Source organism: Frigoribacterium sp. PvP054 (assembly GCF_040547465.1).
Taxonomy (GTDB): Bacteria; Actinomycetota; Actinomycetes; order Actinomycetales; family Microbacteriaceae; genus Frigoribacterium.
On record NZ_JBEPPU010000001.1, the window covers coordinates 252,346 to 274,993 of the forward strand.

At 70.3% G+C, this 22,648-nt stretch carries 20 protein-coding genes and 1 tRNA gene; 6 read left to right on the forward strand and 15 right to left on the reverse strand.

Annotation, left to right across the window (positions count from 1 at the left end; translation table 11 throughout):
• The first annotated feature begins 23 nt into the window (after positions 1–23).
• The 5 genes from ABID81_RS01175 (at position 24) to ABID81_RS01195 (ending at position 5,512) form a co-directional block, all read left to right on the forward strand.
• Positions 24–668 carry an alpha-ketoglutarate-dependent dioxygenase AlkB gene (locus ABID81_RS01175; RefSeq protein WP_354593018.1) on the forward strand — a complete coding sequence of 215 codons (645 nt, stop codon included), beginning with the start codon at positions 24–26 and terminating at the stop codon, positions 666–668.
• A gap of 89 nt (positions 669–757) precedes the next feature.
• Positions 758–1,789 carry a LacI family DNA-binding transcriptional regulator gene (locus ABID81_RS01180; protein ID WP_354593019.1) on the forward strand — a complete coding sequence of 344 codons (1,032 nt, stop codon included), beginning with the start codon at positions 758–760 and terminating at the stop codon, positions 1,787–1,789.
• Positions 1,790–1,917: 128 nt separating this feature from the next.
• A complete protein-coding gene (locus ABID81_RS01185) occupies positions 1,918–3,276 on the forward strand; it encodes an ABC transporter substrate-binding protein (RefSeq protein ID WP_354593020.1) in 1,359 nt (452 codons plus the stop codon).
• 116 nt (positions 3,277–3,392) lie between these two features.
• Positions 3,393–4,532, forward strand: coding sequence for a carbohydrate ABC transporter permease (locus ABID81_RS01190; protein ID WP_354593021.1), 1,140 nt, complete (start codon positions 3,393–3,395; stop codon positions 4,530–4,532).
• Complete coding sequence (locus tag ABID81_RS01195) at positions 4,529–5,512, forward strand: carbohydrate ABC transporter permease (protein WP_354593022.1); 984 nt, start codon at positions 4,529–4,531, stop codon at positions 5,510–5,512. Before ABID81_RS01190 ends, ABID81_RS01195 begins: the two co-directional genes overlap by 4 nt.
• A 171-nt stretch (positions 5,513–5,683) precedes the next feature.
• Here ABID81_RS01195 and ABID81_RS01200 read toward each other — a convergent pair.
• Positions 5,684–5,759: transfer RNA gene (locus ABID81_RS01200), tRNA-Glu, on the reverse strand.
• A gap of 103 nt (positions 5,760–5,862) precedes the next feature.
• On the opposite strand from ABID81_RS01200, the gene ABID81_RS01205 reads away from it, so the two are divergent.
• Positions 5,863–6,498: an MBL fold metallo-hydrolase gene (locus ABID81_RS01205; protein WP_354593023.1), complete on the forward strand. Its 636-nt coding sequence runs from the start codon at positions 5,863–5,865 to the stop codon at positions 6,496–6,498.
• An 89-nt stretch (positions 6,499–6,587) separates the two neighbouring features.
• Here the strand turns inward: ABID81_RS01205 and serA are convergent, their stop codons facing one another.
• The 14 genes from serA to ABID81_RS01275 form a co-directional block, all read right to left on the reverse strand.
• Entirely contained in the window at positions 6,588–8,177 is a 1,590-nt protein-coding gene (serA, locus tag ABID81_RS01210) for a phosphoglycerate dehydrogenase (protein ID WP_354593024.1), read from the reverse strand.
• Positions 8,178–8,337: 160 nt separating this feature from the next.
• Positions 8,338–8,763, reverse strand: a complete 426-nt coding sequence (locus ABID81_RS01215) for a hypothetical protein (RefSeq protein ID WP_354593025.1) — start codon at positions 8,761–8,763, stop codon at positions 8,338–8,340.
• Positions 8,760–9,260 carry a hypothetical protein gene (locus ABID81_RS01220; protein WP_354593026.1) on the reverse strand — a complete coding sequence of 167 codons (501 nt, stop codon included), beginning with the start codon at positions 9,258–9,260 and terminating at the stop codon, positions 8,760–8,762. The genes ABID81_RS01215 and ABID81_RS01220 overlap by 4 nt, the downstream gene beginning before the upstream one ends.
• Positions 9,257–10,396, reverse strand: coding sequence for a mannitol-1-phosphate 5-dehydrogenase (locus ABID81_RS01225; protein ID WP_354593027.1), 1,140 nt, complete (start codon positions 10,394–10,396; stop codon positions 9,257–9,259). Before ABID81_RS01225 ends, ABID81_RS01220 begins: the two co-directional genes overlap by 4 nt.
• Before the next feature lie 175 nt (positions 10,397–10,571).
• Complete coding sequence (gene ilvC, locus ABID81_RS01230; RefSeq protein ID WP_354593028.1) at positions 10,572–11,597, reverse strand: ketol-acid reductoisomerase; 1,026 nt, start codon at positions 11,595–11,597, stop codon at positions 10,572–10,574.
• 73 nt (positions 11,598–11,670) lie between these two features.
• Positions 11,671–12,177: an acetolactate synthase small subunit gene (gene ilvN, locus ABID81_RS01235; RefSeq protein ID WP_043593980.1), complete on the reverse strand. Its 507-nt coding sequence runs from the start codon at positions 12,175–12,177 to the stop codon at positions 11,671–11,673.
• A complete protein-coding gene (locus ABID81_RS01240; protein ID WP_194594207.1) occupies positions 12,174–14,066 on the reverse strand; it encodes an acetolactate synthase large subunit in 1,893 nt (630 codons plus the stop codon). The genes ilvN and ABID81_RS01240 overlap by 4 nt, the downstream gene beginning before the upstream one ends.
• 95 nt (positions 14,067–14,161) lie before the next feature.
• Complete coding sequence (ilvD, locus tag ABID81_RS01245; RefSeq protein ID WP_354593029.1) at positions 14,162–15,874, reverse strand: dihydroxy-acid dehydratase; 1,713 nt, start codon at positions 15,872–15,874, stop codon at positions 14,162–14,164.
• 53 nt (positions 15,875–15,927) lie between these two features.
• Entirely contained in the window at positions 15,928–16,488 is a 561-nt protein-coding gene (mnhG, locus tag ABID81_RS01250; protein WP_354593030.1) for a monovalent cation/H(+) antiporter subunit G, read from the reverse strand.
• Positions 16,485–16,748, reverse strand: coding sequence for an MrpF/PhaF family protein (locus ABID81_RS01255; RefSeq protein WP_054145652.1), 264 nt, complete (start codon positions 16,746–16,748; stop codon positions 16,485–16,487). The genes mnhG and ABID81_RS01255 overlap by 4 nt, the downstream gene beginning before the upstream one ends.
• Positions 16,745–17,365: a Na+/H+ antiporter subunit E gene (locus ABID81_RS01260; RefSeq protein ID WP_354593031.1), complete on the reverse strand. Its 621-nt coding sequence runs from the start codon at positions 17,363–17,365 to the stop codon at positions 16,745–16,747. The genes ABID81_RS01255 and ABID81_RS01260 overlap by 4 nt, the downstream gene beginning before the upstream one ends.
• Positions 17,362–18,999, reverse strand: coding sequence for a Na+/H+ antiporter subunit D (locus ABID81_RS01265; protein WP_354593032.1), 1,638 nt, complete (start codon positions 18,997–18,999; stop codon positions 17,362–17,364). Before ABID81_RS01265 ends, ABID81_RS01260 begins: the two co-directional genes overlap by 4 nt.
• The gene (locus ABID81_RS01270; RefSeq protein ID WP_354593033.1) at positions 18,996–19,508 is read right to left on the reverse strand and encodes a Na(+)/H(+) antiporter subunit C; all 513 of its coding nucleotides are present in this window, start codon (positions 19,506–19,508) and stop codon (positions 18,996–18,998) included. The genes ABID81_RS01265 and ABID81_RS01270 overlap by 4 nt, the downstream gene beginning before the upstream one ends.
• Complete coding sequence (locus tag ABID81_RS01275) at positions 19,505–22,507, reverse strand: Na+/H+ antiporter subunit A (protein ID WP_354593034.1); 3,003 nt, start codon at positions 22,505–22,507, stop codon at positions 19,505–19,507. The genes ABID81_RS01270 and ABID81_RS01275 overlap by 4 nt, the downstream gene beginning before the upstream one ends.
• Between the last annotated feature and the right edge of the window lie 141 nt (positions 22,508–22,648).

Genomic DNA, 22,648 nt, shown 5'->3' on the forward strand with positions numbered 1-22,648 from the left:
GATCCGTGACGTAGGCTGTCGGCATGAGCCTCGCCTTCACCGCCTCGCTGTTCGACGGGCTGTCCGACGGGCCCGACCTGGCGCCGCTCGCCGGGCGGGTCGACCACCTCGACCTGGGCGAGGGCGCCTGGCTCGACGTCGTCCCGGCCTGGGCGTCGCAGTCGGACGCCCTGTTCGAACGCCTCGTGACCGACGTCCCGTGGCGGGCCGACCGACGACAGATGTACGACCGCGTGGTCGAGGTGCCTCGACTGGTCTCGTCCTACGACGCGGGCGACCCGCTGCCCGACCCCGTCCTGGCCAGGGCCCGCGACGACCTCAACGCCTACTACGCCGACGAGCGCGGCGCCCCGCCCGAGCAGCGGTTCGAACGGGCCGGGCTCTGCTTCTACCGCACGGGCGACGACAGCATCGCCTGGCACGGCGACCACGTGGGGCGGACGATCGACCGCGACACGATGGTCGGCATCCTCTCCCTCGGGGCGCCGCGCACGCTCGCGGTGCGCTCGCGCGCGACGGGGACCACCCGACGGTTCCCCCTCGGCCATGGCGACCTCCTGGTCATGGGCGGCAGCTGTCAGCGCACGCACGAACACGCCATCGCCAAGACGAAGAAGGCCGTCGGGCCGCGCATCAGCGTGCAGTTCCGGCCGATGTGGCCCGCCTGAACCCGCCCGGCGGGCGAGAGGGTCGCTGAGCGGGCCGGACGCCGGTCGCTCGTATGCTGTCCTCACGATCGACGACGAGGTGGACGAGGATGCCGGCAACCCGCGACGACGTGGCGCGTCTCGCGGGCGTCTCGTCGAGCACCGTCTCGTACGCCCTCAGCGGCCGGCGGACCATCTCGGCCGCCACGCGCCAACGCGTCGAGCGGGCGATGGCCGAGCTCAACTACACGCCCAACGCGTTCGCCCGCGGGCTGGCGGGTGCCCGGGGCGGCATCCTCGCGCTGCACTACCCGTACGGCCGCCGCGGGGTCACCTCGTCCGAGTTCGAGTACGTCGCGGCCGCCACCGACCGGGCGAGGCACCGCGGGTACCACCTCCTGCTCTGGTCCAACCCCATCGACGACGTCGAGGGCCTGGGCAGCCTGGTGAGCGAGGGCCTCGTCGACGGCGTCATCCTGATGGAGCTCACGGCGCACGACGACCGTGTGGCCGTGCTCTCGCGCTCCCGCCTCCCCTTCACCAACATCGGCCGCCCGGACGAGGCCGACGGGCTCTGGTTCGTCGACGCGGACTACGAGGCGCTGGTCCGCGTGGCCGTCGACCACGTCGCCGACCTCGGGCACCGGCGGGTCTTCTTCCTCAGCCAAGCCGTCCAGTCGCCGGAACGGGGCTCCGGTCCGCTCGCGCGGGCCACCGCGGCGCTCGCGCGGCCCGCGCGGGAACGGCGGCTCGAGGTCGAGACGCACCTCGCCGAGAACTCCGTGCCGGGAGGTCGTGAGGCGTTCTCGGCGTTCGACTCGTCGCCGCTCCGGCCGACCGCCGTCATCGCGTTCAACGAGATGGCCCTCGCGGGCTTCGTGCAGGCCGCCGCGACCGCCGGTCGGCTGATCCCTGCAGACGTGACGGTGGTCGCGCTGAGCATCGGCGACCTGGCCGCCGAGATGACGTCTCCCCCGCTCACGACGGTCACCCCTCCGGGTGCGGAGATCGCCGCGGCCGCCGTCGACGACCTGGTCGACCGCATCGAGGGTCGCCGCGTCGAGGCGCCGCAGGTGCTCGTCAGGCCGCGGCTCACGGTGCGCGGGACGTCGGGCACCGCCTCGCGAGGCGACCGCCCGTAGCAGACGCGGTTGCGCGCCTCCTGCGAGTGTGTGACACTCATCGTCGACGCGCGTCGACGACGACGCGCGGCGGACGACGCCGACAGCACGGTCGTGGTCCGCCCTGGCAACTCAACGAGGAGAAACCCATGCGAGCATCCCTGCACCGCCGTTTCACGGGGCCCCTGGCCATCCTGGCGGCGTCGAGCTTCCTGTTGGCCGGATGCTCCGGCACGGCCGACCCCAACGACCCCAACGCCGGAGGCGCGGGTGCCGGAGACGTCGGGACGGCCGACGGCGTGGTCAACGTCTACGGCACGATCAACGGCGACGAGGCGACCCTCCTCGAGAAGTCGTGGGCCGACTGGGAGAAGGCCAACGACATCGACATCAAGTACACGGGTGACAAAGAGTTCGAGAAGCAGATCGGCATCAAGGTCCAGGGCGGCGACACCCCCGACCTGGCGATCTTCCCCCAGCCCGGGCTGCTGGCCGACACGGTCGCGTCCGGCAAGGTGCAGGAGCTGCCCGCCGACGCCCTCGCCAACGTCAAGGAGGGCTGGTCGGAGGACTGGCAGAAGTACGGGCAGGTCGACGGCACCCAGTACGGCGCCCCGCTCATGGCCAGCGTCAAGGGCTACGTCTGGTACTCCCCGGCCAAGTTCGAGGAGTGGGGCGTCGAGGTGCCCAAGACCTACGACGACCTCGTCGCCCTGTCGAAGACCATCCAGCAGAAGACCGGCGGACCGTCGTGGTGCGCCGGGTTCAACTCGGGCGAGGCCTCCGGCTGGCCCGGCACCGACTGGGTCGAGGACCTCGTCCTGCGCGAGGCCGGACCCGACGCGTACGACTCGTGGGTCGCGGGCGACACGAAGTTCACCGACCCCGAGATCAAGGACGCGTTCGACTCCGTCGGCGAGATCCTGCTCGACCCCGACCTCGTCAACGCCGGCTACGGCGACGTGAAGTCGATCAACTCGACGGCCTTCGGCGACGTCGCCACCAACGTGGCGAACGGCAGCTGCGCCCTGACCCACCAGGCCTCGTTCTTCGAGGGCTTCCTCACCGCCGCGAACAACGCGTCCGGTCAGCCCGCCACGGTCGCCGAGGACGGCGACGTCTGGGCCTTCCTCACCCCGCCGATGAAGGAGGACGACCCCGCCGCCGTCACCGGTGGTGGTGAGTTCGTCGCCGCGTTCTCGAACGACGACGACACCGCCAAGGTCCAGGCCTACCTCGCCAGCGCCGACTGGGCGAACAGCCGCGTCTCGCTGGGCGGCGTCATCTCGGCCAACAAGGGCCTCGACCCCGAGAACGCCGGCAGCGACCTGCTGAAGGGCGCCGTCGAGATCCTGCAGGGCACCGACACCACCTTCCGCTTCGACGGTTCCGACCTGATGCCCAAGTCCGTCGGTTCCGACAGCTTCTGGAAGGGCATGGTCGACTGGATCGACGGCACCGACACGGACTCGGTGCTGAAAGAGATCCAGGCCGGCTACACCTCGTAACAGCCGCGTCTCAGGGGCCACCGCGAGTCGGTGGCCCCTGACCCCGCGCCCGACCGCCGTCCCCGGCGGCGGTGGACGGTCGCGCCCTGTTCGGACCCGAACGTGAAAGGACAGAGATGTCCAGCTTCTTCCAGTGGTTGGCGGGAATCCCGCCCCTGGCCCAGATCCCCCTGATCCTCGTCGCCTTCGCCGCCCTCGTGGCCGTCGTGCTCGTCTTCGTCGAGTTCGCGCCTCGACGCGGTCCGCAGTACACGATCATCCGCCTCGCGGTCTGCGTCGTCGTCCCGGTGGTCGTCCTCCTGGCCTTCGGCCTCTACAACTCGGTGATCTGGGTCGCCGCGATCGCCGCCGTCCTCGGCGGTGGGCTGTTCCTGCTGGACTACCGCTCGAAACGCGGCGCCGGCTACTCGCTCCAGCTCATCGCGTTCATGACGCCCGCCGTGTTCTTCCTGATCATCGGGCTCATCTACCCGACGATCACCACCGCCGGGCAGGCCTTCATGAAGAACGACGGCTCGGGCTTCGCCGGGCTCGACAACTTCGTCTGGGTCTTCACGAGCCCCGACGGCCTGACCGCCTTCGGCAACACGCTGATCTGGGTGCTGCTGGCCCCGATCACCGCCACGGCGATCGGCCTCGCCTACGCCGTCTTCATCGACAAGAGTCGCGGCGAGAAGTTCTTGAAGCTGCTCGTCTTCATGCCGATGGCCATCTCGTTCGTCGGCGCCTCGATCATCTTCAAGTTCTTCTACGACATCCGCCAGGGCGACCAGATCGGCCTGCTGAACGGCATCCTCGTCGCCTTCGGCGGCCAGCCCGTCGACTGGCTCGGCCTCGAACCGTGGAACACCCTGCTGCTCGTCGTCGTGCTCATCTGGACGCAAGCCGGCTTCGCCATGACGGTGCTGTCGGCGGCCATCAAGGGCGTCCCGGCCGAACAGCTCGAGGCGGCGTCGCTCGACGGCACCAACGGCTTCCAGGCGTTCCGGCACATCACCGTGCCCGGCATCCGCACGACCATCATCGTCGTGCTCACGACGATCTCGATCGCCTCGTTGAAGGTCTACGACATCGTCTCGGCCATGACCGGCGGCCGCAACGACACGACCATCCTCGCGTTCGAGATGGTCCGGCAGTTCCAGCTCGGCAGCCGCACCGGCTACAGCTCGGCCCTGGCGGTCATCCTGTTCGTCCTCGTCCTGCCGATCGTCGTCTACAACGCCCGCCAGATCCAGAAGCAGAGGGAGATCCGATGAGCGCCACACCCACCCCGATCGGGGTCGCCGTCGGCTCGGGCACCGAGCGTCAGCTGAAGCGAGGCGCCGCCCGCATCGAGAGCTCGAGCGGCAAGCTCAAGCGCGGCACGACGAGCCGCGGTGCCACGATCGCCGCCCTGGTGATCGCCGTCGTCTGGACCCTGCCCACCGCGGGGTTGTTCATCTCGTCCTTCCGGCCGGCGAACGACATCAAGACCACCGGCTGGTGGACCGTCTTCGCCAACCCCGGCTTCACGTTCGACAACTACGTGAACGCCCTGAACTCGGGCGACAGCCTCACCCTCGGCAAGGCGTTCCTGAACTCGTTGGTCATCACCCTGCCCGCGGCGCTCATCCCCATCACGATCGCGAGCCTCGCGGCGTACGCCTTCGCCTGGATCGAGTTCAAGGGCCGCAACACGCTCTTCGTGCTCGTGTTCGCCTTGCAGATCGTCCCGATCCAGATGGCACTGGTGCCGTTGCTCCGACTCTTCTCGGACGGCCTGCGGATCGGCGGGCTGTACATCTTGCCGGGGCTCGGCGTGAACGGCCTCGACGGGTCGTACGCCAAGGTCTGGATCGCCCACACGATCTTCGCCCTCCCCCTCGCCATCTTCATGCTGCACAACTTCGTCTCGGAGATCCCGGCCGAGGTGATCGAGGCCGCCCGCATGGACGGCGCCGGCCACGGCCAGGTGTTCTTCCGGATCGTGCTCCCCTTGTCGATGCCCGCGATCGCCTCGTTCGGCATCTTCCAGTTCTTGTGGGTGTGGAACGACCTGCTCGTGGCGACCGTCTTCACCTCGGGGCAGGGGTTGCCGATCACGAAGGCCCTGCAGGACCTCTCGGGATCGTACGGCCAGTCGTGGGAGCTCCTGACGGCCGGGGCGTTCATCTCGATCATCGTGCCGCTGATCGTCTTCTTCGCCCTGCAGCGGTTCTTCGTCCGCGGCCTGCTGGCGGGCGCGACCAAGGGCTGAGACGACCCACCCGTTCGGCGACGGCCCGACGACGTCATCACGACGGAGTCGGGCCGTCCGTCGTCGTCGTGCCGGTGCCGGTGCCGGTGGCCGGAGCCGGTGCCGCCGCCGATGCAGATGCCGCAGACGACGAAACCGCCCGGCTGGAGCCGAGCGGTTTCGTGGTGGTTGTGGTGACCCCAACGGGATTCGAACCCGTGTTACCGCCGTGAGAGGGCGACGTACTAGGCCGCTATACGATGGGGCCGTATTTGCAACTCGTCGAGTATGCCACACCGCGCCAGCCCGTCACAAATCGAGGCCCCGTCGTGCCGGGTCGGCCCCCCGCCGACCCGCGTACAGTCGCTCTCATGCGCCTCACGAAACTCGAACACGCCTGCCTGATCCTCGAGAAGGACGGCCGCAAACTCGTCGTCGACCCGGGGTCGTTCACGAGCCCCCTGGTCGACCTGCACGACGTCGACGCGGTCGTCGTCACGCACGAGCACGCCGACCACTGGACGCCCGACCAGCTGACGAACCTGTCGGCGACGAACCCGTCGGCCACGATCTACGGGCCCGAGGGCGTGGCCACCGCGGCCGAGGGCTTCGACGTGCACGTCGTCGCCGAGGGCGACACGGTCGAGGTGGGCCCGTTCACGCTCGCGTTCTACGGCTCGCGTCACGCGGTCATCCACGAGAGCATCCCGGTCATCGACAACGTCGGCGTGCTGGTCGACGGGTCGCTGTTCTACCCGGGCGACCAGTTCACCGTCCCGCCCGTGCCCGTCGACGTCCTCGCCGCGCCCGTCGGGGCCCCCTGGCTCAAGGTGGCCGAGGTCATCGACTACGTCGCGGCCGTCAAGCCCCGCCTGGCGTTCCCCACCCACGAGCAGACCCTCTCGGCGCCCGGGCTCGGCATGCACTTCGAGCGGATGCAGGCCTCGGCCCGGTCGGTCGGCGGCGACGCCGTGAAGCTCGAGGCCCACGAGTCGCTCGAGCTCTAGCAGCGCACACCGGGCGCCGAGCTCCCGACGACGAACCGCCCCTCCCCCGGCACGGCCGAGGAGGGGCGGTTCGTCGTCGGGCGCGACGTCTAGAGCGTGACGTCGATCTCGCGCAGCACCTGCGCGTCGATGGCCACGCGGACCTTCTCGACGAGCTCGTCGGGAGCCGGGCTGTCGATGGTCAGCACGCTGAGCGCCTGGCCGCCCGCGCTCCGGCGGGCGATCTGCATGCCGGCGATGTTGATGCCGGCGTCGCCGAACTCGCGGCCGTAGACCGCGACGATGCCGGGGCGGTCGGTGTAGACCATCACGAGGTGGTGCGCCGCGAGGGGCACCTCGACGTCGTAGCCGTTGATCTCGACGATCTTCTCGACCTGCTTGGTGCCGGTCAGCGTGCCCGACACCGAGATCTGCGAGCCGTCGCTCAGCGAACCACGCAGGGTGATGACGTTGCGGTACTCGTCGCTCGTGGGGTCGGTGAGCAGCCGCACCGTGATGCCACGCTGCTCGGCCAGCAGCGGCGCGTTCACGTAGCTGACCGACTCGCTGACGATGTTGGTGAAGATGCCCTTGAGCGCCGCCAGCTTGAGCACGCTGACGTCGAACTCGACCAGGTCGCCGCGCACCTCGACGTCGACGCTGGTGAGCGGGCTGTCGGCGAGCCCCGAGAAGACCTGGCCGATCTTCTCGACCAGCGGGATGCCGGGGCGGACGTAGGGGTCGATCACGCCACCGGCCACGTTCACCGCGTCGGGGACGAGTTCGCCCCCGAGGGCGAGGCGCACCGAGCGGGCGACCGAGACGCCGGCCTTCTCTTGCGCCTCGTCGGTCGAGGCGCCGAGGTGCGGGGTCACCACGACGTTCTCGAGGCCGAGCAGCCTCTGGTCGACCGGGGGCTCCTTCACGAAGACGTCGAGGCCGGCGCCCGCGATCTCGCCGGTCGTCAGGGCCTCGTACAGGCCGTCCTCGTCGATGAGCCCGCCGCGGGCGACGTTCACGACGAAGGCCGACCTCTTCATGGCCTTCATCTGCTCGAGTCCGATCATGCCCGTCGTCTCGGGCGTCTTCGGCATGTGGATCGTGACGAAGTCGCTCGTGGCGAGCAGGTCGTCGAGCGAGAGCAGCGTCACGCCGAGCTGCTGGGCGCGGGCGGGGGTGACGTAGGGGTCGTAGGCGACGACGTTCACGCCGAACGCCTGCAGGCGAGCCGTGATGAGGGCGCCGATGCGGCCCAGGCCGACGATGCCGACGGTCTTCTCGTAGAGCTCGACGCCGGTGTACTTCGAGCGCTTCCACTGCCCCTGCGCCAGGGCGGAGTGCGCGGCCGGGATGTGGCGCGCGAGGCTCAGGATGTGCCCGACGGTCAGCTCGGCCGCCGAGATGATGTTCGAGGTCGGGGCGTTGACGACCATCACGCCGGCCGTCGTCGCGGCCTTGATGTCGACGTTGTCGAGGCCGACGCCGGCGCGGGCGACGACCTTGAGCGACGGTGCCGCCGCGATGGCCTCGGCGTCGACCTGGGTCGCCGACCGCACGAGGATCGCCTCGGCGTCGGCGAGGGCCGCCAGCAGGGCGGGACGGTCGGTGCCGTCCACCGACCGCACGTCGAAGTCGGGCCCGAGGGCCTCGACGGTTGCGGGTGACAGTTCTTCTGCGATCAACACGACGGGCTTGGCCACGGGGCGGACGTCCTTCTCTGGGTGGTGTTCGGTGAGGGGCCGCGACGCGCCGTGGGCGCGGCTGCCCTCGACTCTATCGACTCGCCCGGTCTGTGACGTCCACATGACGCGGTGGTGCCGAGCGCCGTCGGCGACCCGACCCGCGCCTCCTCGGCCGGGGTCAGACGGTGGTGACGTAGGCCGTCAGCGTGAGCGACACGGCCGCCACGAGGCCGAGTGCGGCGAAGAGCACGAGCGTGAACTTCCAGAGCTCGTGGCGACGCCCGACGACGATCGCGCCGACGAAGGCCAGCGGCGGCACGACGACACCGACCACCAACGGCACCCAGGGCGGCTGGACGATCAGCCCGTCGAGCCCGTTCTCGCGGTAGAAGTCGTTGTTCTGCGTGAAGACCTGCGGCACGAGCACCAGGTTCGAGATCGCCTCGAACAGGTCGAACGCGAAGGCCGCCGCGAAGACGATCGCGACCGCCAGGTAGAAGAAGAAGGAGGCGCGGCCCGGCTCGCTCGCGTCGCCGGCCGTCACCGAGACGGCGTCGTGGTCGTGACCGGCCCCGGGCACCGCGCCACCGTCGAGGCCGGTCATGCCGAGCCCCCGATCACGAGCGGCCAGGGCGCCACCAGGAGTGCGCCGAGGGCCATCACGGCGAGTCGACGTCGGGTGCGGTGCGTGGGGACGAGCACGATGACGGCGACGAACCAGGCCAGGGGTGCGGCCACGGCGAAGAGCTCGCCGAGGTTCCACATGACGGACGAGATCGCGTCGGTGAACGGGTTGGTGAAGTCGCCGACGGCGACGATCCAGCCGGCCGCCCAGAGCAGGAAGACCCCGCCGAGCACGCCGTGCACGACGAGCGACGCCGAGCTCATGACGGCGGGCCCGTCGTCGGTCTCGCCGTCGTCGATCTCGTCGTCGGGCTCGACGTCGCCGTCGGGCCCGTCGTCGCCATCCCGCGACCGGACGCGTCGCACGCGGGCCGAGGGGGCCGGCCCCTCGACGTGGCTGGTGTCGGCCTCGTCGCCCCAGGTCAGGGCGTCGTCGGGCTCGCCGTCCACCGGCACCTGTGGTCCGGCTGGCGTCATGCCGTGAGCTTGGACGAGACCGCCGCGAGCAGTGCCGGGTGCAGGGGGTGGTCCTCCTGGACGCCCGTCAGCGTGCGCGTCAACTCGTCGGCGCCGAGACCGGAGCTCAGCAGCGACTGCAACTCGACGCTCTCGACGTCGTCGGGCACCGAGAAGTCGAGGGCGGCGCGCACGGCCCGCACGAGGGCGTCGTAGGGCAGACCCCGCTCGGCGGCCTGGGCGGCCGGCCCGACGAAGCGTTCGTTCCGGCTGAGCTTGCGCAGCGGGTTGCGACCGACGCGCTCGGTGGTGTCGGGGAGGTGCGGGTTGGCGATGCGGACCAGGTTCTTCTCGATGTACGCCTGCTGCTCGTCGGCGTCGAGCCCGTGCTTGGCGACCAGGAGCGCCTTGGTCTCGGCCAGCACCCCACGGACCTCGGTCATGACCTCGGCGTCGTCGAGTGCCTCGCGGATGCTCGCGATGCCCTTGCGGAACCCGTGGTAAGCGGCCGCGGCGTGGGCCGTGTTCACCGTGAAGAGCTTGCGCTCGATGAAGGGCTCGAGGTCGGCGACCCAGGTGACCCCCTGGATCTCGGGACGGTGCTCGCCGAAGGGGGTGCTCTCGACGACCCACTCGAAGAACGACTCGATCGTCACGTCGAGCGTGCCGCCGGCCTGCTCGGGGACGATGCGGTCGATGGCGCAGTTGGCGAAGACGGCGTTCTCGGCCGGGTCGTGCTCGCGGACGACGACGGCGAGGGAGTCGGTCGCGTTGATGGCGTTCTCGCAGGCGATGACGGCCAGGGGTGCCAGGTCGGCCGGACGCTCGGCGAGGCCCTTCGCGATGACGGGGGCGACGAACGGCAGGATGCGGGCCCCGACCGCGGTCGTCACGACGTCGGCGGTCGCGATCTCGGCGACGAGGGCGGCCTCGTCGGTGCGACTGTTGATCGCCCGGTAGCCGTCGACGACGGTCGTGCGACTGTCTTCGCCCACCTCGTGGACCTCGAACGACGGGTGCGACTGCAGCGCCCCGATGAGGTCGTCGTTCACGTCGGCGAAGACGACCTCGTAGCCGCTCGCGTGGAGGAACTGGGCGACGAAGCCCCGACCGATGTTGCCGGCGCCGAAGTGCACGGCCTTCTTGCTGTGAGCCATGCCTTAGATCATGCCACGAGGTCGTCGGGCCGACCGACGGCGAGAGGGCCCCGCACCGGGTGGTGCGAGGCCCTCACGGGTGGTTCGGGTGTGACGCCGGTCAGCGCGCAGCGCTGCCGTCGCCCGTCGGCGGAGCCGACCGACAGGGCCCGCGTCGCCCTGGACTACGTCGTCGTCAGCGCGCAGCGCTGCCGTCGACGTAGTCCGAGTCCTGCTGCTTCCAGGCGAAGAGGGCGCGCAGCTCTTGGCCGGTGGCCTCGATGGGGTGCTCCTCGCCCTTCTTGCGCAGCTGCTGGAACTCGGGGGCGCCCGCGTCCTGGTCGTCGATGAAGCGCTTGGCGAAGGCACCCGACTGGATGTCGGCGAGAACGGCCTTCATGTTCTCCTTCACGTCGGGCGTGATGACCCGGGGGCCCGAGACGTAGTCGCCGTACTCGGCGGTGTCGGAGACGCTCCAGCGCTGCTTGGCCAGGCCGCCCTCCCAGATGAGGTCGACGATCAGCTTGAGCTCGTGCAGCACCTCGAAGTAGGCGATCTGCGGCTGGTAGCCGGCCTCGGTGAGGGTCTCGAAGCCGTACTGGATCAGCTGCGAGGTGCCACCGCAGAGCACGGCCTGCTCGCCGAAGAGGTCGGTCTCGGTCTCTTCGGTGAACGTGGTCTTGATGCCGCCGGCACGCAGGCCGCCGATGCCCTTCGAGTACGACCAGGCGAGGTCCCAGGCCGAGCCCGAGGCGTCCTTCTCGACGGCGACGATGACGGGGACGCCGCGGCCGGCCTCGAACTCGCGACGCACGGTGTGGCCCGGCCCCTTGGGGGCGACCAGCAGGACGTCGACGCCCTCGGGCGCCTCGATGTAGCCGAAGCGGATGTTGAAGCCGTGACCGAAGACGAGGGCCTTGCCGTCGGCGAGGTTCGGGGCGATGTCGTCGGCGTAGACGTGGCGCTGAACCTGGTCGGGCGCGAGGATCACGATGACGTCGCCCCAGGCCGAGGCCTCGGCGGGCGTCTGCACGGTGAAGCCGGCCTCTTCGGCCTTCGCACGGCTCTTCGACCCCTCTTTGAGCCCGACGACGACCTCGACGCCCGAGTCGCGGAGGTTCAGCGCGTGGGCGTGGCCCTGCGAGCCGTAGCCGATGACGGCGACCTTCTTGCCCTGGATGATCGACAGGTCGGCGTCGGTGTCGTAGACGATTTCAGTCACGGTGGTGGTTCTCCTTGGGTGTTGACGATGGGATGTCGGGACGAGGAGGCGCGGGTGGCGCCCCCTCGCGGGTTCAGTTCTTGAAGACGCGGTCGGTGATCGACTTCGCGCCGCGCCCGATGGCGAGCAGGCCCGACTGCGAGATCTCCTTGATGCCGTAGGGCTCGAGCACGCGCAGCAGGGCCGTCGTCTTGCCCGTGTCGCCGGTGACCTCGATGACGAGGGCGTCGGTCGAGACGTCGACGACCGAGGCCCGGAACAGGGTCACCGCCTCGAGCACCTGCGAGCGGGTGGTGTTGTCGACGCGCACCTTGATCAGGAGGTGCTCGCGCTGGACGGACTGCGAGTAGTCGAGCTCGACGATCTTGATCACGTTGATCAGCTTGTTCAGCTGCTTGGTGACCTGCTCGAGCGGGAGCTCTTCGACGTCGACGACGACCGTGATGCGGCTCAGCCCCTCGACCTCGCTCTTGCCGACGGCGAGGCTCTCGATGTTGAACCCGCGCCGGGCGAAGAGCCCGGCGACGCGGGTCAGCAGGCCGGGCTTGTCTTCGACGAGCAGGGACAGGACGTGGCTCATGCGTGTTCTCCGGTCATGTCGCCGTCGCGGGTGGTGTCGGAGGCGCTCGTGCCGGGCGCCTCGTCGTCCCACTCGGGAGCGAGGGCACGGGCGTGCTGGATCTCGGAGTTCGAGACCCCCTGCGGCACCATCGGCCAGACCATCGCGTCGCGGCTGACGACGAAGTCGATGACGACCGGACGGTCGTTGGTCGCGAGGGCGAGTTCGATGGCGGCGTCGACCTCGTCCTCGGTGCGGACGCGGATGCCCAGGGCGCCGTATGCGTCGGCGAGCTTGACGAAGTCCGGCACCATGCGCGTCTCGTGACCGGTGTTGAGGTCGGTGAACGAGTGGCGGCCCTCGTAGAAGAGCGTCTGCCACTGCCGCACCATGCCGAGCGACGAGTTGTTGATGATCGCGACCTTGATCGGGATGTCGTTGATGACGCAGGTGGCGAGCTCCTGGTTGGTCATCTGGAAGCACCCGTCGCCGTCGATGGCCCACACCACGCGGTCGGGCTGGGCCACCTTGGCGCCCATGGCGGCCGGGACCGAGTAGCCCATCGTGCCCGCGCCTCCGGAGTTGAGCCAGGCGTGCGGACGTTCGTACTCGATGAACTGCGCGGCCCACATCTGGTGCTGGCCGACGCCGGAGGCGTAGATCGCCTCGGGGCCGGAGAGCTGCCCGATGCGCTGGATGATCGCCTGCGGCGACAGCAGGCCGTCGTCGGGCTGGGTGTAGCCGAGCGGGAACTGCTCGCGGAGCCCGTCGAGGTGCTCCCACCAGGCCGCGATGTCGGGCTTGACGCCACCCGTGACCTCGGCGAACGCGCTCGTGAGGTCGGGGATGACGACCTTGGCGTCACCCACGATCGGCACGTCGGCGATGCGGATCTTCGAGATCTCGGCCGGGTCGATGTCGACGTGGACGACCTTCGCGCCGGGCGCGAACAGCTCGGCCTTGCCGGTCACCCGGTCGTCGAAGCGCGCACCGAGGGCGATGATGAGGTCGCTCTCCTGCAGGCCGAGCACGGCGGGCACCGTGCCGTGCATGCCGGGCATGCCGAGGTGCTGCGGGTGGGTGTCGGGGAACGCACCGCGGGCCATCAGGGTGGTGACGACGGGAGCCCCGGTGAGCTCGACGAGCGCCTTCAGCTCGGCCGAGGCGCCGGCGCGGATCACGCCGCCGCCGACGTAGAAGACCGGCTGCTTCGCGTCGGCGATCATCTGGGCCGCGGCGGTGATCTGCTTGCCGTGGGCCTTGGTGACGGGCCGGTAGCCGGGCAGGTCGACGACGGGCGGCCAGACGAAGGGGGCGCTGTTCTGCTGTGCGTCCTTCGTGATGTCGACCAGCACCGGGCCGGGGCGACCCGTGCTCGCGATCTGGTAGGCCGCCGCCAGCGTCGCCGGGATGTCCTCTGGCTTGGTCACCAGGAACGAGTGCTTCGTGATCGGCATGGTGATGCCGACGATGTCGGCCTCCTGGAAGGCGTCGGTGCCCATGAGGGTCGAGAAGACCTGCCCGGTGATGGCCAGCAACGGCATGCTGTCCATGTACGCGTCGGCGATGGCCGTGACGAGGTTCGTCGCACCGGGACCGGACGTCGCGATCGCGACGCCGACCCGGCCCGACGCGGCCGCGTAGCCCTCGGCGGCGTGACCGGCGCCCTGCTCGTGGCGGACCAGGATGTGCCGGATGGCGGTCGAGGCCATCAACTCGTCGTAGAACGGGATGATGGCACCGCCGGGCAGCCCGAACACGTCGGTCACGCCGAGGTGCTCGAGCGACTTGAGGATGGCGCCCGACCCCGTCAGCACGGGAGGCGCGGTGGGCGACCCGACGGACGCACCGGCGGCGGGCCGGGCCGTCCGCGTCGCGGTGCCGGGTGTGGGGGTGGACTCTGCAGGCATCGGTGCCGGTTCCCTCTTCGTGGTCGGTGATCGATGGTGACGGTGCGGCTCTCGCCGCGCACGGGTGTGACGCGCCGAGCGTGCCCGGCGGGGCGTCAGTAGGTGACGGCGCCCTCGGCCGCGGAGCGGACCTGGCGCGCGTACTTCGCGAGGACACCGCGGGTGTACCGCGGGGGAAGCGGTGCCCAGCCGTCTCGGCGGGCGTCCAGCTCTGCGGCGTCGACGAGTAGGTCGATCGAGCGAGCGGCGATGTCGACCCGAATCAAGTCACCATCGCGCACGAAGGCGATCGGACCGGAGTCGACCGCTTCGGGTGCTATGTGGCCGATGCACAGGCCGGTTGTGCCGCCTGAGAATCGTCCGTCCGTCAACAGTAGTACATCTTTGCCGAGCCCAGCGCCCTTGATGGCCGCCGTGATGGCGAGCATCTCGCGCATGCCGGGGCCGCCCTTGGGGCCCTCGTAGCGGATGACGACGACGTCGCCTGCCTCGATGCGCCCCTCGGTCAGGGCGTCCATCGCCCCGCGTTCGCGCTCGAAGACCTTGGCCGGCCCCTCGAACACCGAGGCGTCGAAGCCGGCGGTCTTGACCACGGCACCCTCGGGCGCCATCGAACCGCTCAGCACCGTCAGGCCGCCGGTCGCGTGGATCGGGTCGTCGAGCGTCCGCAGCACCTCGCCGTCGAGCGGCTTGGGCTGGATCGACGCGAGGTTCTCGGCGACGGTCTTGCCGGTGACCGTCAGGCAGTCGCCGTGCAGCAGACCCGCGTCGAGCAGGGCCTTCATGACGACGGGCACGCCGCCCATGCGGTCGACGTCGTTCATGACGTACTTGCCGAACGGCTTGAGGTCGCCGATGTGCGGCACCTTGTCGCCGATGCGGTTGAAGTCGTCGATGGTGAGGTCGACCTCGGCCTCGTAGGCGATGGCGAGCAGGTGCAGCACGACGTTGGTCGAGCCGCCGAACGCCATGGCGACGGCGATGGCGTTCTCGAAGGCCTCCTTCGTCAGGATGTCGCGCGTCGTGATGCCCTGACGGAGCATCTCGACCACGGCCTCGCCCGAGCGGTGGGCGAAGTAGTCGCGACGGCGGTCGGCCGAGGGCGGCGACGCCGAGCCGGGCAGGCTCATGCCGAGGGCCTCGGCCACGCTGGCCATCGTGTTCGCCGTGTACATGCCGCCGCAGGCCCCCTCGCCGGGGACGATCGCGCACTCGATGGCCTTGAGGTCGTCGTCGCTCATGTTGCCGGCCTTGTGCGCGCCGACCGCCTCGAACGAGTCGATGATGGTGACGTTCTTCTCGGTGCCGTCGCTGAGCTTGACCCAGCCGGGGGCGACGCTGCCCGCGTAGAGGAAGACGCTGGCGAGGTCGAGCCGGGCCGCGGCCATGAGCATGCCGGGCAGGGACTTGTCGCATCCGGCGAGCAGCACCGACCCGTCGAGTCGCTCGGCGTTCATGACCACCTCGACGCTGTCGGCGATCACCTCGCGCGACACGAGCGAGAAGTGCATGCCCTCGTGCCCCATCGAGATGCCGTCGGACACCGAGACCGTGCCGAACTGGAGCGGGTAGCCGCCCCCGGCGTGGACGCCCTCTTTGGCGCCCTGGGCCAGCCGGTCGAGCGACAGGTTGCAGGGGGTGATCTCGTTCCAGCTGCTGGCGATGCCGATCTGCGGCTTGCTCCAGTCCTCGTCGCCCATGCCGACGGCACGGAGCATGCCTCGCGACGTGGTGGCCTCGACGCCGTCGGTGACGACGCGGCTGCGGGGTTTGATGTCGATCCCGTCCGGGGTGGGCTTCTCTGGCATGGGTCGAGTTTAGGGCGTGGGCGGGCCCGTTCGGTCCACCGTCGGCGGCGGCGTCAGAGCTCGCCCGGCTCCCCCGACGCGTCGGCGCCCGACCGGGTGCGGCGCCCTTCGTGGTCGCGCCCCGCGTCGTCGCCCTCGCTGTCGTCGAGGCCGGACGGGTCGCCCACGCGGTCGAGCTCGACCGCGAGGGCGTCGGCCGACCCGACGGGAAGGTCGGACACGTCGAGGTCGGCGACGTCGCCCTCGGTCGTCTCGGCGATCTCGCCGGCGGCACGCGCCACGGCGTCGTCGAGTTCGTCGACCACGAGCTGCTCGCGCAGCAGGTCGCCGTTGCGGTACCCCGCCCGACCGATCATGTGTGCCGAGATGGGGGCGGTCAGCATCTGGAAGACCAGGACGACGAGCAGCGAGGCGATCGTGCCGACCGTGTGCTGGTCGAGCGCGATCGCGGCGAGCACCAGGATGAGACCGAAGATCTGCGGCTTCGTGGCGGCGTGCATCCGCGACAGGGCGTCGGGGAACCTCAGCAACCCGATGCCCGCGGCCAACGAGAGCAGGGCGCCCGCGATCAGCATGATCGAGGCGGCGACGTCGTAGACGGACTCGGGGATCACGAGGGGTCCTGCTTCGACACGTAGCGCGCCACGGTGATCGACCCGAGGACGGCCGTCAGGGCGAGGGCCAGGATCACCGGGATCGTCCGGGTGTGGCCGTTGAAGACCATGTCGGCGGCGAGGACGCAGATCAGGGTCGTGAGCAGCATGTCCGACGCGATCATGCGGTCGAGGATCGACGGCCCCCGCACGATGCGGATGACCGAGGCGAGCCCGGCGAACGCGAAGAGCGCGCCGACGACGTAGGCGACGACGGTCACGAGGGGCCTCCTTCGTGGGACGAGGACGGGCTGACCGGGTCGTGGACCTCGGCGGCGGCCGGGGTGCCCTCGGCGATCCGTCGCTGGTCGTCGTCGCTGCCGAGCACGCGCACGAGGCGGGCCTCGACGACGAGGACGCCGGCGCGGACGTCCTCGACGCCGGCGGCGTCCTCGACGGCCAGGGCGTGCAGGTAGAGGATCGACCGCTCGCGGTCGGCCTCGACCACGAGCGAACCCGGTACGAGCGAGATCGCCTCGGCGACCAGGGTCATGATGAAGTCCGAGCGGGTGTGCAGCTGGACGGCCACGATCGCGTTCGAGTCGACCCCGCGCGGGCGCACGGCCTGCCAGGCGACGATGACGGAGGCGCGGACGAGGTCGACCACGAAGTGCGCCAGGAAGACGACGGCGTACCAGAGGTTGAACCGGCCGCTGAGTTCGACCGGCGGCAGGAAGAACACCCGCGTCACGAGGAGCGCCACCGCGACGCCCGTGACGAACGCCAGGACCGTGAACTGGTTCCAGAGGGCCATCCAGAGGACGACCAGGCCGACGAGCAGGGGCAGTTGACGGGCGAGGCTGCGTCCGACCTCGCCGCGGGTGGGGCGACCGGTCACGGGGTGCTCCCCTCGTCGGTGGTGTCGGAGGCGGGTTCGGGCTCGGGCGACGACGGGTCGGCGGTGGTCTCGCCCTGCCCGTCGGGGAACACCGTCCGCACGTAGTCGTTCGACCCGTAGACCCGGCCGGCCGCGCGTTCGGCGACGCCGTAGAGCGGGCCGGCGGCGAAGGTGAGGACGAGCGACACCAGCACCATGCCCGCCGTCGCGCCCACCATGGTGCGCGGGTTGGTCCGACGCTGCTGGACGGCCACGCGGCCCGGCGCCTCCTCGAGGTGCTCGGTGAACGGCGACTCGTGGTCGTCGACGTCGGCCTTGGGTCGCCAGAACGCGAGGTTCCAGGCCCGCATCAAGGCGTACAGGGTGAGGAGCGAGGTGAGGGCCCCGGCACCGATCAGCACGTAGACCAACGGATCGTCGAGTCGCGCCCCGGCCTCGAAGAGCGCAACCTTGCCGATGAAGCCCGAGAACGGCGGGATGCCGCCCAGGTTGAGCGCGGGGATGAAGAACAGCACGGCGACGATCGGCGCGGCCTTGAGCAGCCCGCCGAGCCGGGTGATCGACGCCGTGCCACCCCGCCGTTCGATGAGGCCCGCGCCGAGGAAGAGCGTCGTCTGCACCGTGATGTGGTGCACGACGTAGTAGATCGTGGCGGCCAGGCCCTCGACCGTGCCGAGGGCGATGCCGAAGATCATGTAGCCGATGTGGCTGACCAGGGTGAACGAGAGCAGTCGCTTGATGTCCGCCTGCGCCACCGCGCCGAGGATGCCGACGGTCATGGTCAGCAGGGCGATGATCAACAGGTACACGTTGACGTTGCTCTCGACGAAGAGGACCGTCTCGGTGCGGATGATCGCGTAGACGCCCACCTTGGTGAGGAGGCCGGCGAACACCGCCGTGACCGGGGCCGGGGCCGTCGGGTACGAGTCGGGCAACCAGAACGACAGCGGGAAGATCGCCGCCTTGATGCCGAACGCCGTCAGCAGCATCACGTGGATGATCGTCTGGACGTCGGGCGGGATGGTGTCCATCTTCTGGGCGATGTCGGCGATGTTGACCGTGCCGAGCGCGCCGTAGATCATCGCGATCGAGGCCAGGAAGAGCACCGACGAGACGAGGCTGACGACGATGTAGACGACGCCCGCCCGGATGCGCTGCTCGGTGCCGCCGAGCGTGATCAGGACGTAGCTGGCGACGAGCAGGATCTCGAAGCCCACGTAGAGGTTGAAGAGGTCGCCGGCGATGAAGGCGTTGAACACCCCGGTGGCGAGGATCAGGTACGTCGGGTTGTAGATCGAGACGGGCGCCTCGCCGTCACCGTCCGCCTGGCCCTGCCCGACCGAGAAGACGAAGACGGCCAGCAGGACGATCGACGAGATGCTCAGCATGAGCGCCGCGAGCCGGTCGACGACGAGCGTGATGCCGAACGGGGCCTGCCAGCCGCCCACCTGGACGGCGATGGCCCCCTCGGAGTCGACCACGACGAGCAGCACGAGGCTGATGACGACCACGAGGGCCAGCGCGACGATCGACACGATCGCCTGCAGGCGGGGCCGGCGGCCCGCGATGAGGGCGGCCGCGGCCCCGAGCAGCGGGATCAGGACGACGAGGGGGACGAGGTAGCTGGAGGTCATGCTCGGTCTCCCTTCTCGTCATGGTGTGCTCGCTCGCGCTGCGACGCCCGGTCGCCCGACGGGACGGCCGCCTCGGCCCGGTCGCCGAACTCGCTCTCGCCACCGGCCTCGTCGTCGCCGTCGCCCTGCTCGGACTCCTCTTCGGCCGGCACGCCGCGACGACCGATCTCGAGGTCTTCGGCGTCGTCCGCGAGGGTGTCGCCCTGGGCGAGACGCCACGACCGGTAGATCAGCGCCAGCATGAAGGCCGAGATGCCGAAGGTGATGACGATCGCCGTCAGCACGAAGGCCTGGGGCAGGGGGTCGGCGAAGTCCGCCGGGTCGGCCTGCCCGTCGACGATCGGGGCGGCACCCCGCCGACCGGACGTGATCAGGATGAGGATGTTCGTCGCGTTGCCCACCAGCAGGAACCCCAAGAGCACGCGGGTCATGCTGCGTTCGAGCAGCAGGTAGACGCCGCAGGCGTAGAGGGCGGCCATGACGACGATCAGGACGAGTGAGACGCTCATGCGTCACCCCGCCCGTTCGGGGACGTACCGGCGACGGACACGGGGAGCGGCTCCTCCTGGGGCTCGGAGACCTCGCTCGGGTGACCGAACGCGTCCTCTTCTTCTTGGCGGTCGACCTCGGCCCCGAGACTCCGCAGGACGTCGAGCACCAGCCCGACGACGACGAGGTAGACGCCGACGTCGAAGAACGTGCTCGTCACGAACTCGACGTGACCGAGCAGCGGCACCTCGGCCTCGAACCAGGTCGACGTGAGCGCGTCCACGCCGAAGAAGAGAGGCACGAGGGCGGTCGCGGTGACCGTCAGCAGGCCGGCGCCGAGCAGCTTCCCGGCGTCGAGGGGGGCGGCCGCACCGAGCTCGTAGCGGCCACCGGCGAGGTATCGGGCCACGAACGCGAACCCGGCGACGAGACCGCCCGCGAAGCCGCCACCCGGCGTGTTGTGACCGGCGAAGAGCAGGTAGATCGACACGACGATGATGGCGTGGAAGATCAACCGGACCACGACCTCGAGCAGGATGGAGCGGTTCTGCGGCGCGAGCTTGCGCCCGGCCAGCAGCCAGGCCCGGCGGTCGCCCTCGGTGCTGTCGCCGATCTGGGCGGTCGTGCCCCCGACGGGCACCACCGGTGCCGGCTCGCGGACCGGACGGACGCGCGCCAGGAACCGTTGGGCGCGGGTGCGTCGCTCGGGCCGGGGCAGCACGTCGGCGCGCGAGGTGAGGAACACCAGGCTGGCGACGCCCGTCGCGGCGACGATGAGGACGGCGATCTCGCCCATGGTGTCCCACCCACGGATGTCGACGAGGGTGACGTTGACGACGTTGCGCCCGTGTCCGCCGTCGACGGCCAGCTCGGGGAACGCCCCCGAGATGGTCGCACCGGGCCGGGCGCCGAGGGCGACGACGGCGATGGCGGCCATGACCGAGCCGACCGAGACGCCGATGACCGCTCGGGCGACGCGGTGCGTCCGGCCGTTGCGCTCACCCAGACGGGCGGGCAGCCGGCGCAGCACCAGGACGAAGGCGATGAGCGTGATGGTCTCGATGAGGGCCTGCGTGAGGGCGAGGTCGGGAGCGCCGTGCAGGGCGAACAGGGCCGCCATGCCGTACCCGGTCACGCCGACGAGGACGACCGCCTGGAACCTCTTGTTCGAGAGCGCGGACGCGATCGCCCCGATGATCATCAACCCGCCGATGGCCAGCTGGGCCGGGTAGTCCCAGAGCACCGCGGTCGTCGGCCAGCTGCGGTTGATCGCCAGGGTCACGACGGAGGAGGCGATGAAGACGATCAGGATGGTCGCGAGGTAGAAGGGCAGCGACCCGCGCTGCGTCGTGGCCGTCGTCCGCGAGGCCGTCCGGTCGATGGTCGCCATGATGCGGACGTACCCGTCGGAGGCGCGGGGCAGGAACGAGACGGCCTTCTGCACCTGCGCGACCCGGTCGCGTTGCCAGAACAGCAGGGCACCGACCGCGAGCGAGACCGCGGTGAAGCCGAGCGCGGGCTCGACGCCGTGCCAGAGCGCCAGGTAGTACGGCTCGTGTCCGCCGTCCCCGGCGGGCAGGGTGTCGGCGTACCGGGCGAAGACCGGGCCCACCTGGTACGAGACCAGGCCGAGCACGAGACCGGCCACGGCCAACACGATCGGCGAGAGCAGGAAGTCGACGTGCTCTCGCACGAACTCGACGGGCCCCACGCCTGCTTTCCGGCCGAAGGCCCCCCAGAGGAAGCGGAGGCTGTAGGCCGTCGTCAGGATCGAGCCCACCACGACGCCGACCAGGGCGACGACGCCCCAGACCGACCCCGTGACGGCGTCGTCGTAGAGGGCCGTGAGGACGGCCTCCTTCGCGACGAAGCCGAAGGTCGGCGGGACGCCGGCCATCGACGCGAGGGCGAGGACGGTCACGACGAGCAGGAGGGGCGCCTGTCGGCCCAGACCGCAGAGCTTGCGCAGGTCCCGCGTGCCCGTCCGGTGGTCGATGACGCCCACCACGAGGAAGAGCGTCGACTTGAACAGGGCGTGGGCGACGAGCAGGGCGAGGCCGGCGAGGGCGGCGTCACGGGTGCCGAAACCGACGACGACGGTGAGGAACCCGAGCTGGCTGACCGTGCCGTAGGCCAGCACGAGCTTGAGGTCGTGCTGCCGGAGGGCGCGGTAGCCGCCGAGGACCATGGTGACGACCCCGACGGTCACGATGATCGGTTGCCAGCCCGGCTGGTCGTGGTAGCCCGGGGCGAGACGCGCGACGAGGTAGATGCCCGCCTTGACCATCGCCGCGGCGTGCAGGTACGCGCTGACGGGGGTGGGCGCGGCCATGGCCGCCGGCAGCCAGAAGTGGAACGGCACGAGCGCCGACTTCGACAGCGCGCCGACGAGCACGAGCACGACGGCCACGGTCACGACGGTGCCCGACGGCGGTTGCTCGACGAGCTGCGAGAGCGAGCTCGTGCCGCCCTGGACGGCGAGGATCACAAGCCCGACGAGCATGGCGAGGCCGCCGGCCGTGGTGACGATCAGGGCCTGCAACGCCGCCCCGCGGCTGGCCTGCTTGGCGGTGTAGTGCCCGATCAAGAGGTACGAGAAGACGCTCGTGGCCTCCCAGAAGACGAAGAGCACGAAGACGTCGTCGCTGGTGACGAGACCGTACATGGCCCCGGCGAAGGCGACGAGCACCGCGGCGAAGCGGGCGCGGCCCGCCTCGTCGCGGGTGAAGTAACGGGCGCAGTAGACGAGCACGAGGCCGCCGACGCCCGTGACGACGAGGGCCAGCACCCAGGCGAGCACGTCCATGCGCAGCGTGAGCGAGATGGCCAGCTGGGGGATCCAGGGGACGGCCTCGACCGGCACCTCGCCCGAGAGCACCGCCGGGCCCTGCAGGGCCGTGAAGACGAAGGCCGCGAAGGGCACGAGCGACGCCCACACGAAGAGCGAGCGACCCAGTCGGCCACCGACGCAGGCCACGACCACGGCCGCCACGGCGAACGCCGTCAGGACTACGATCACGATGACCTCCGTCGGCTGGCGACCTCGCCTGACCGTCTCGGGCGAGCGGTGGCGGGGAGTCGCGGCGGGGTGTACAGACTACCTTGCGGTCACCTGGGAATGCTCAGATCAGAGCATCACACTCGTACAAAGCATGCGGCG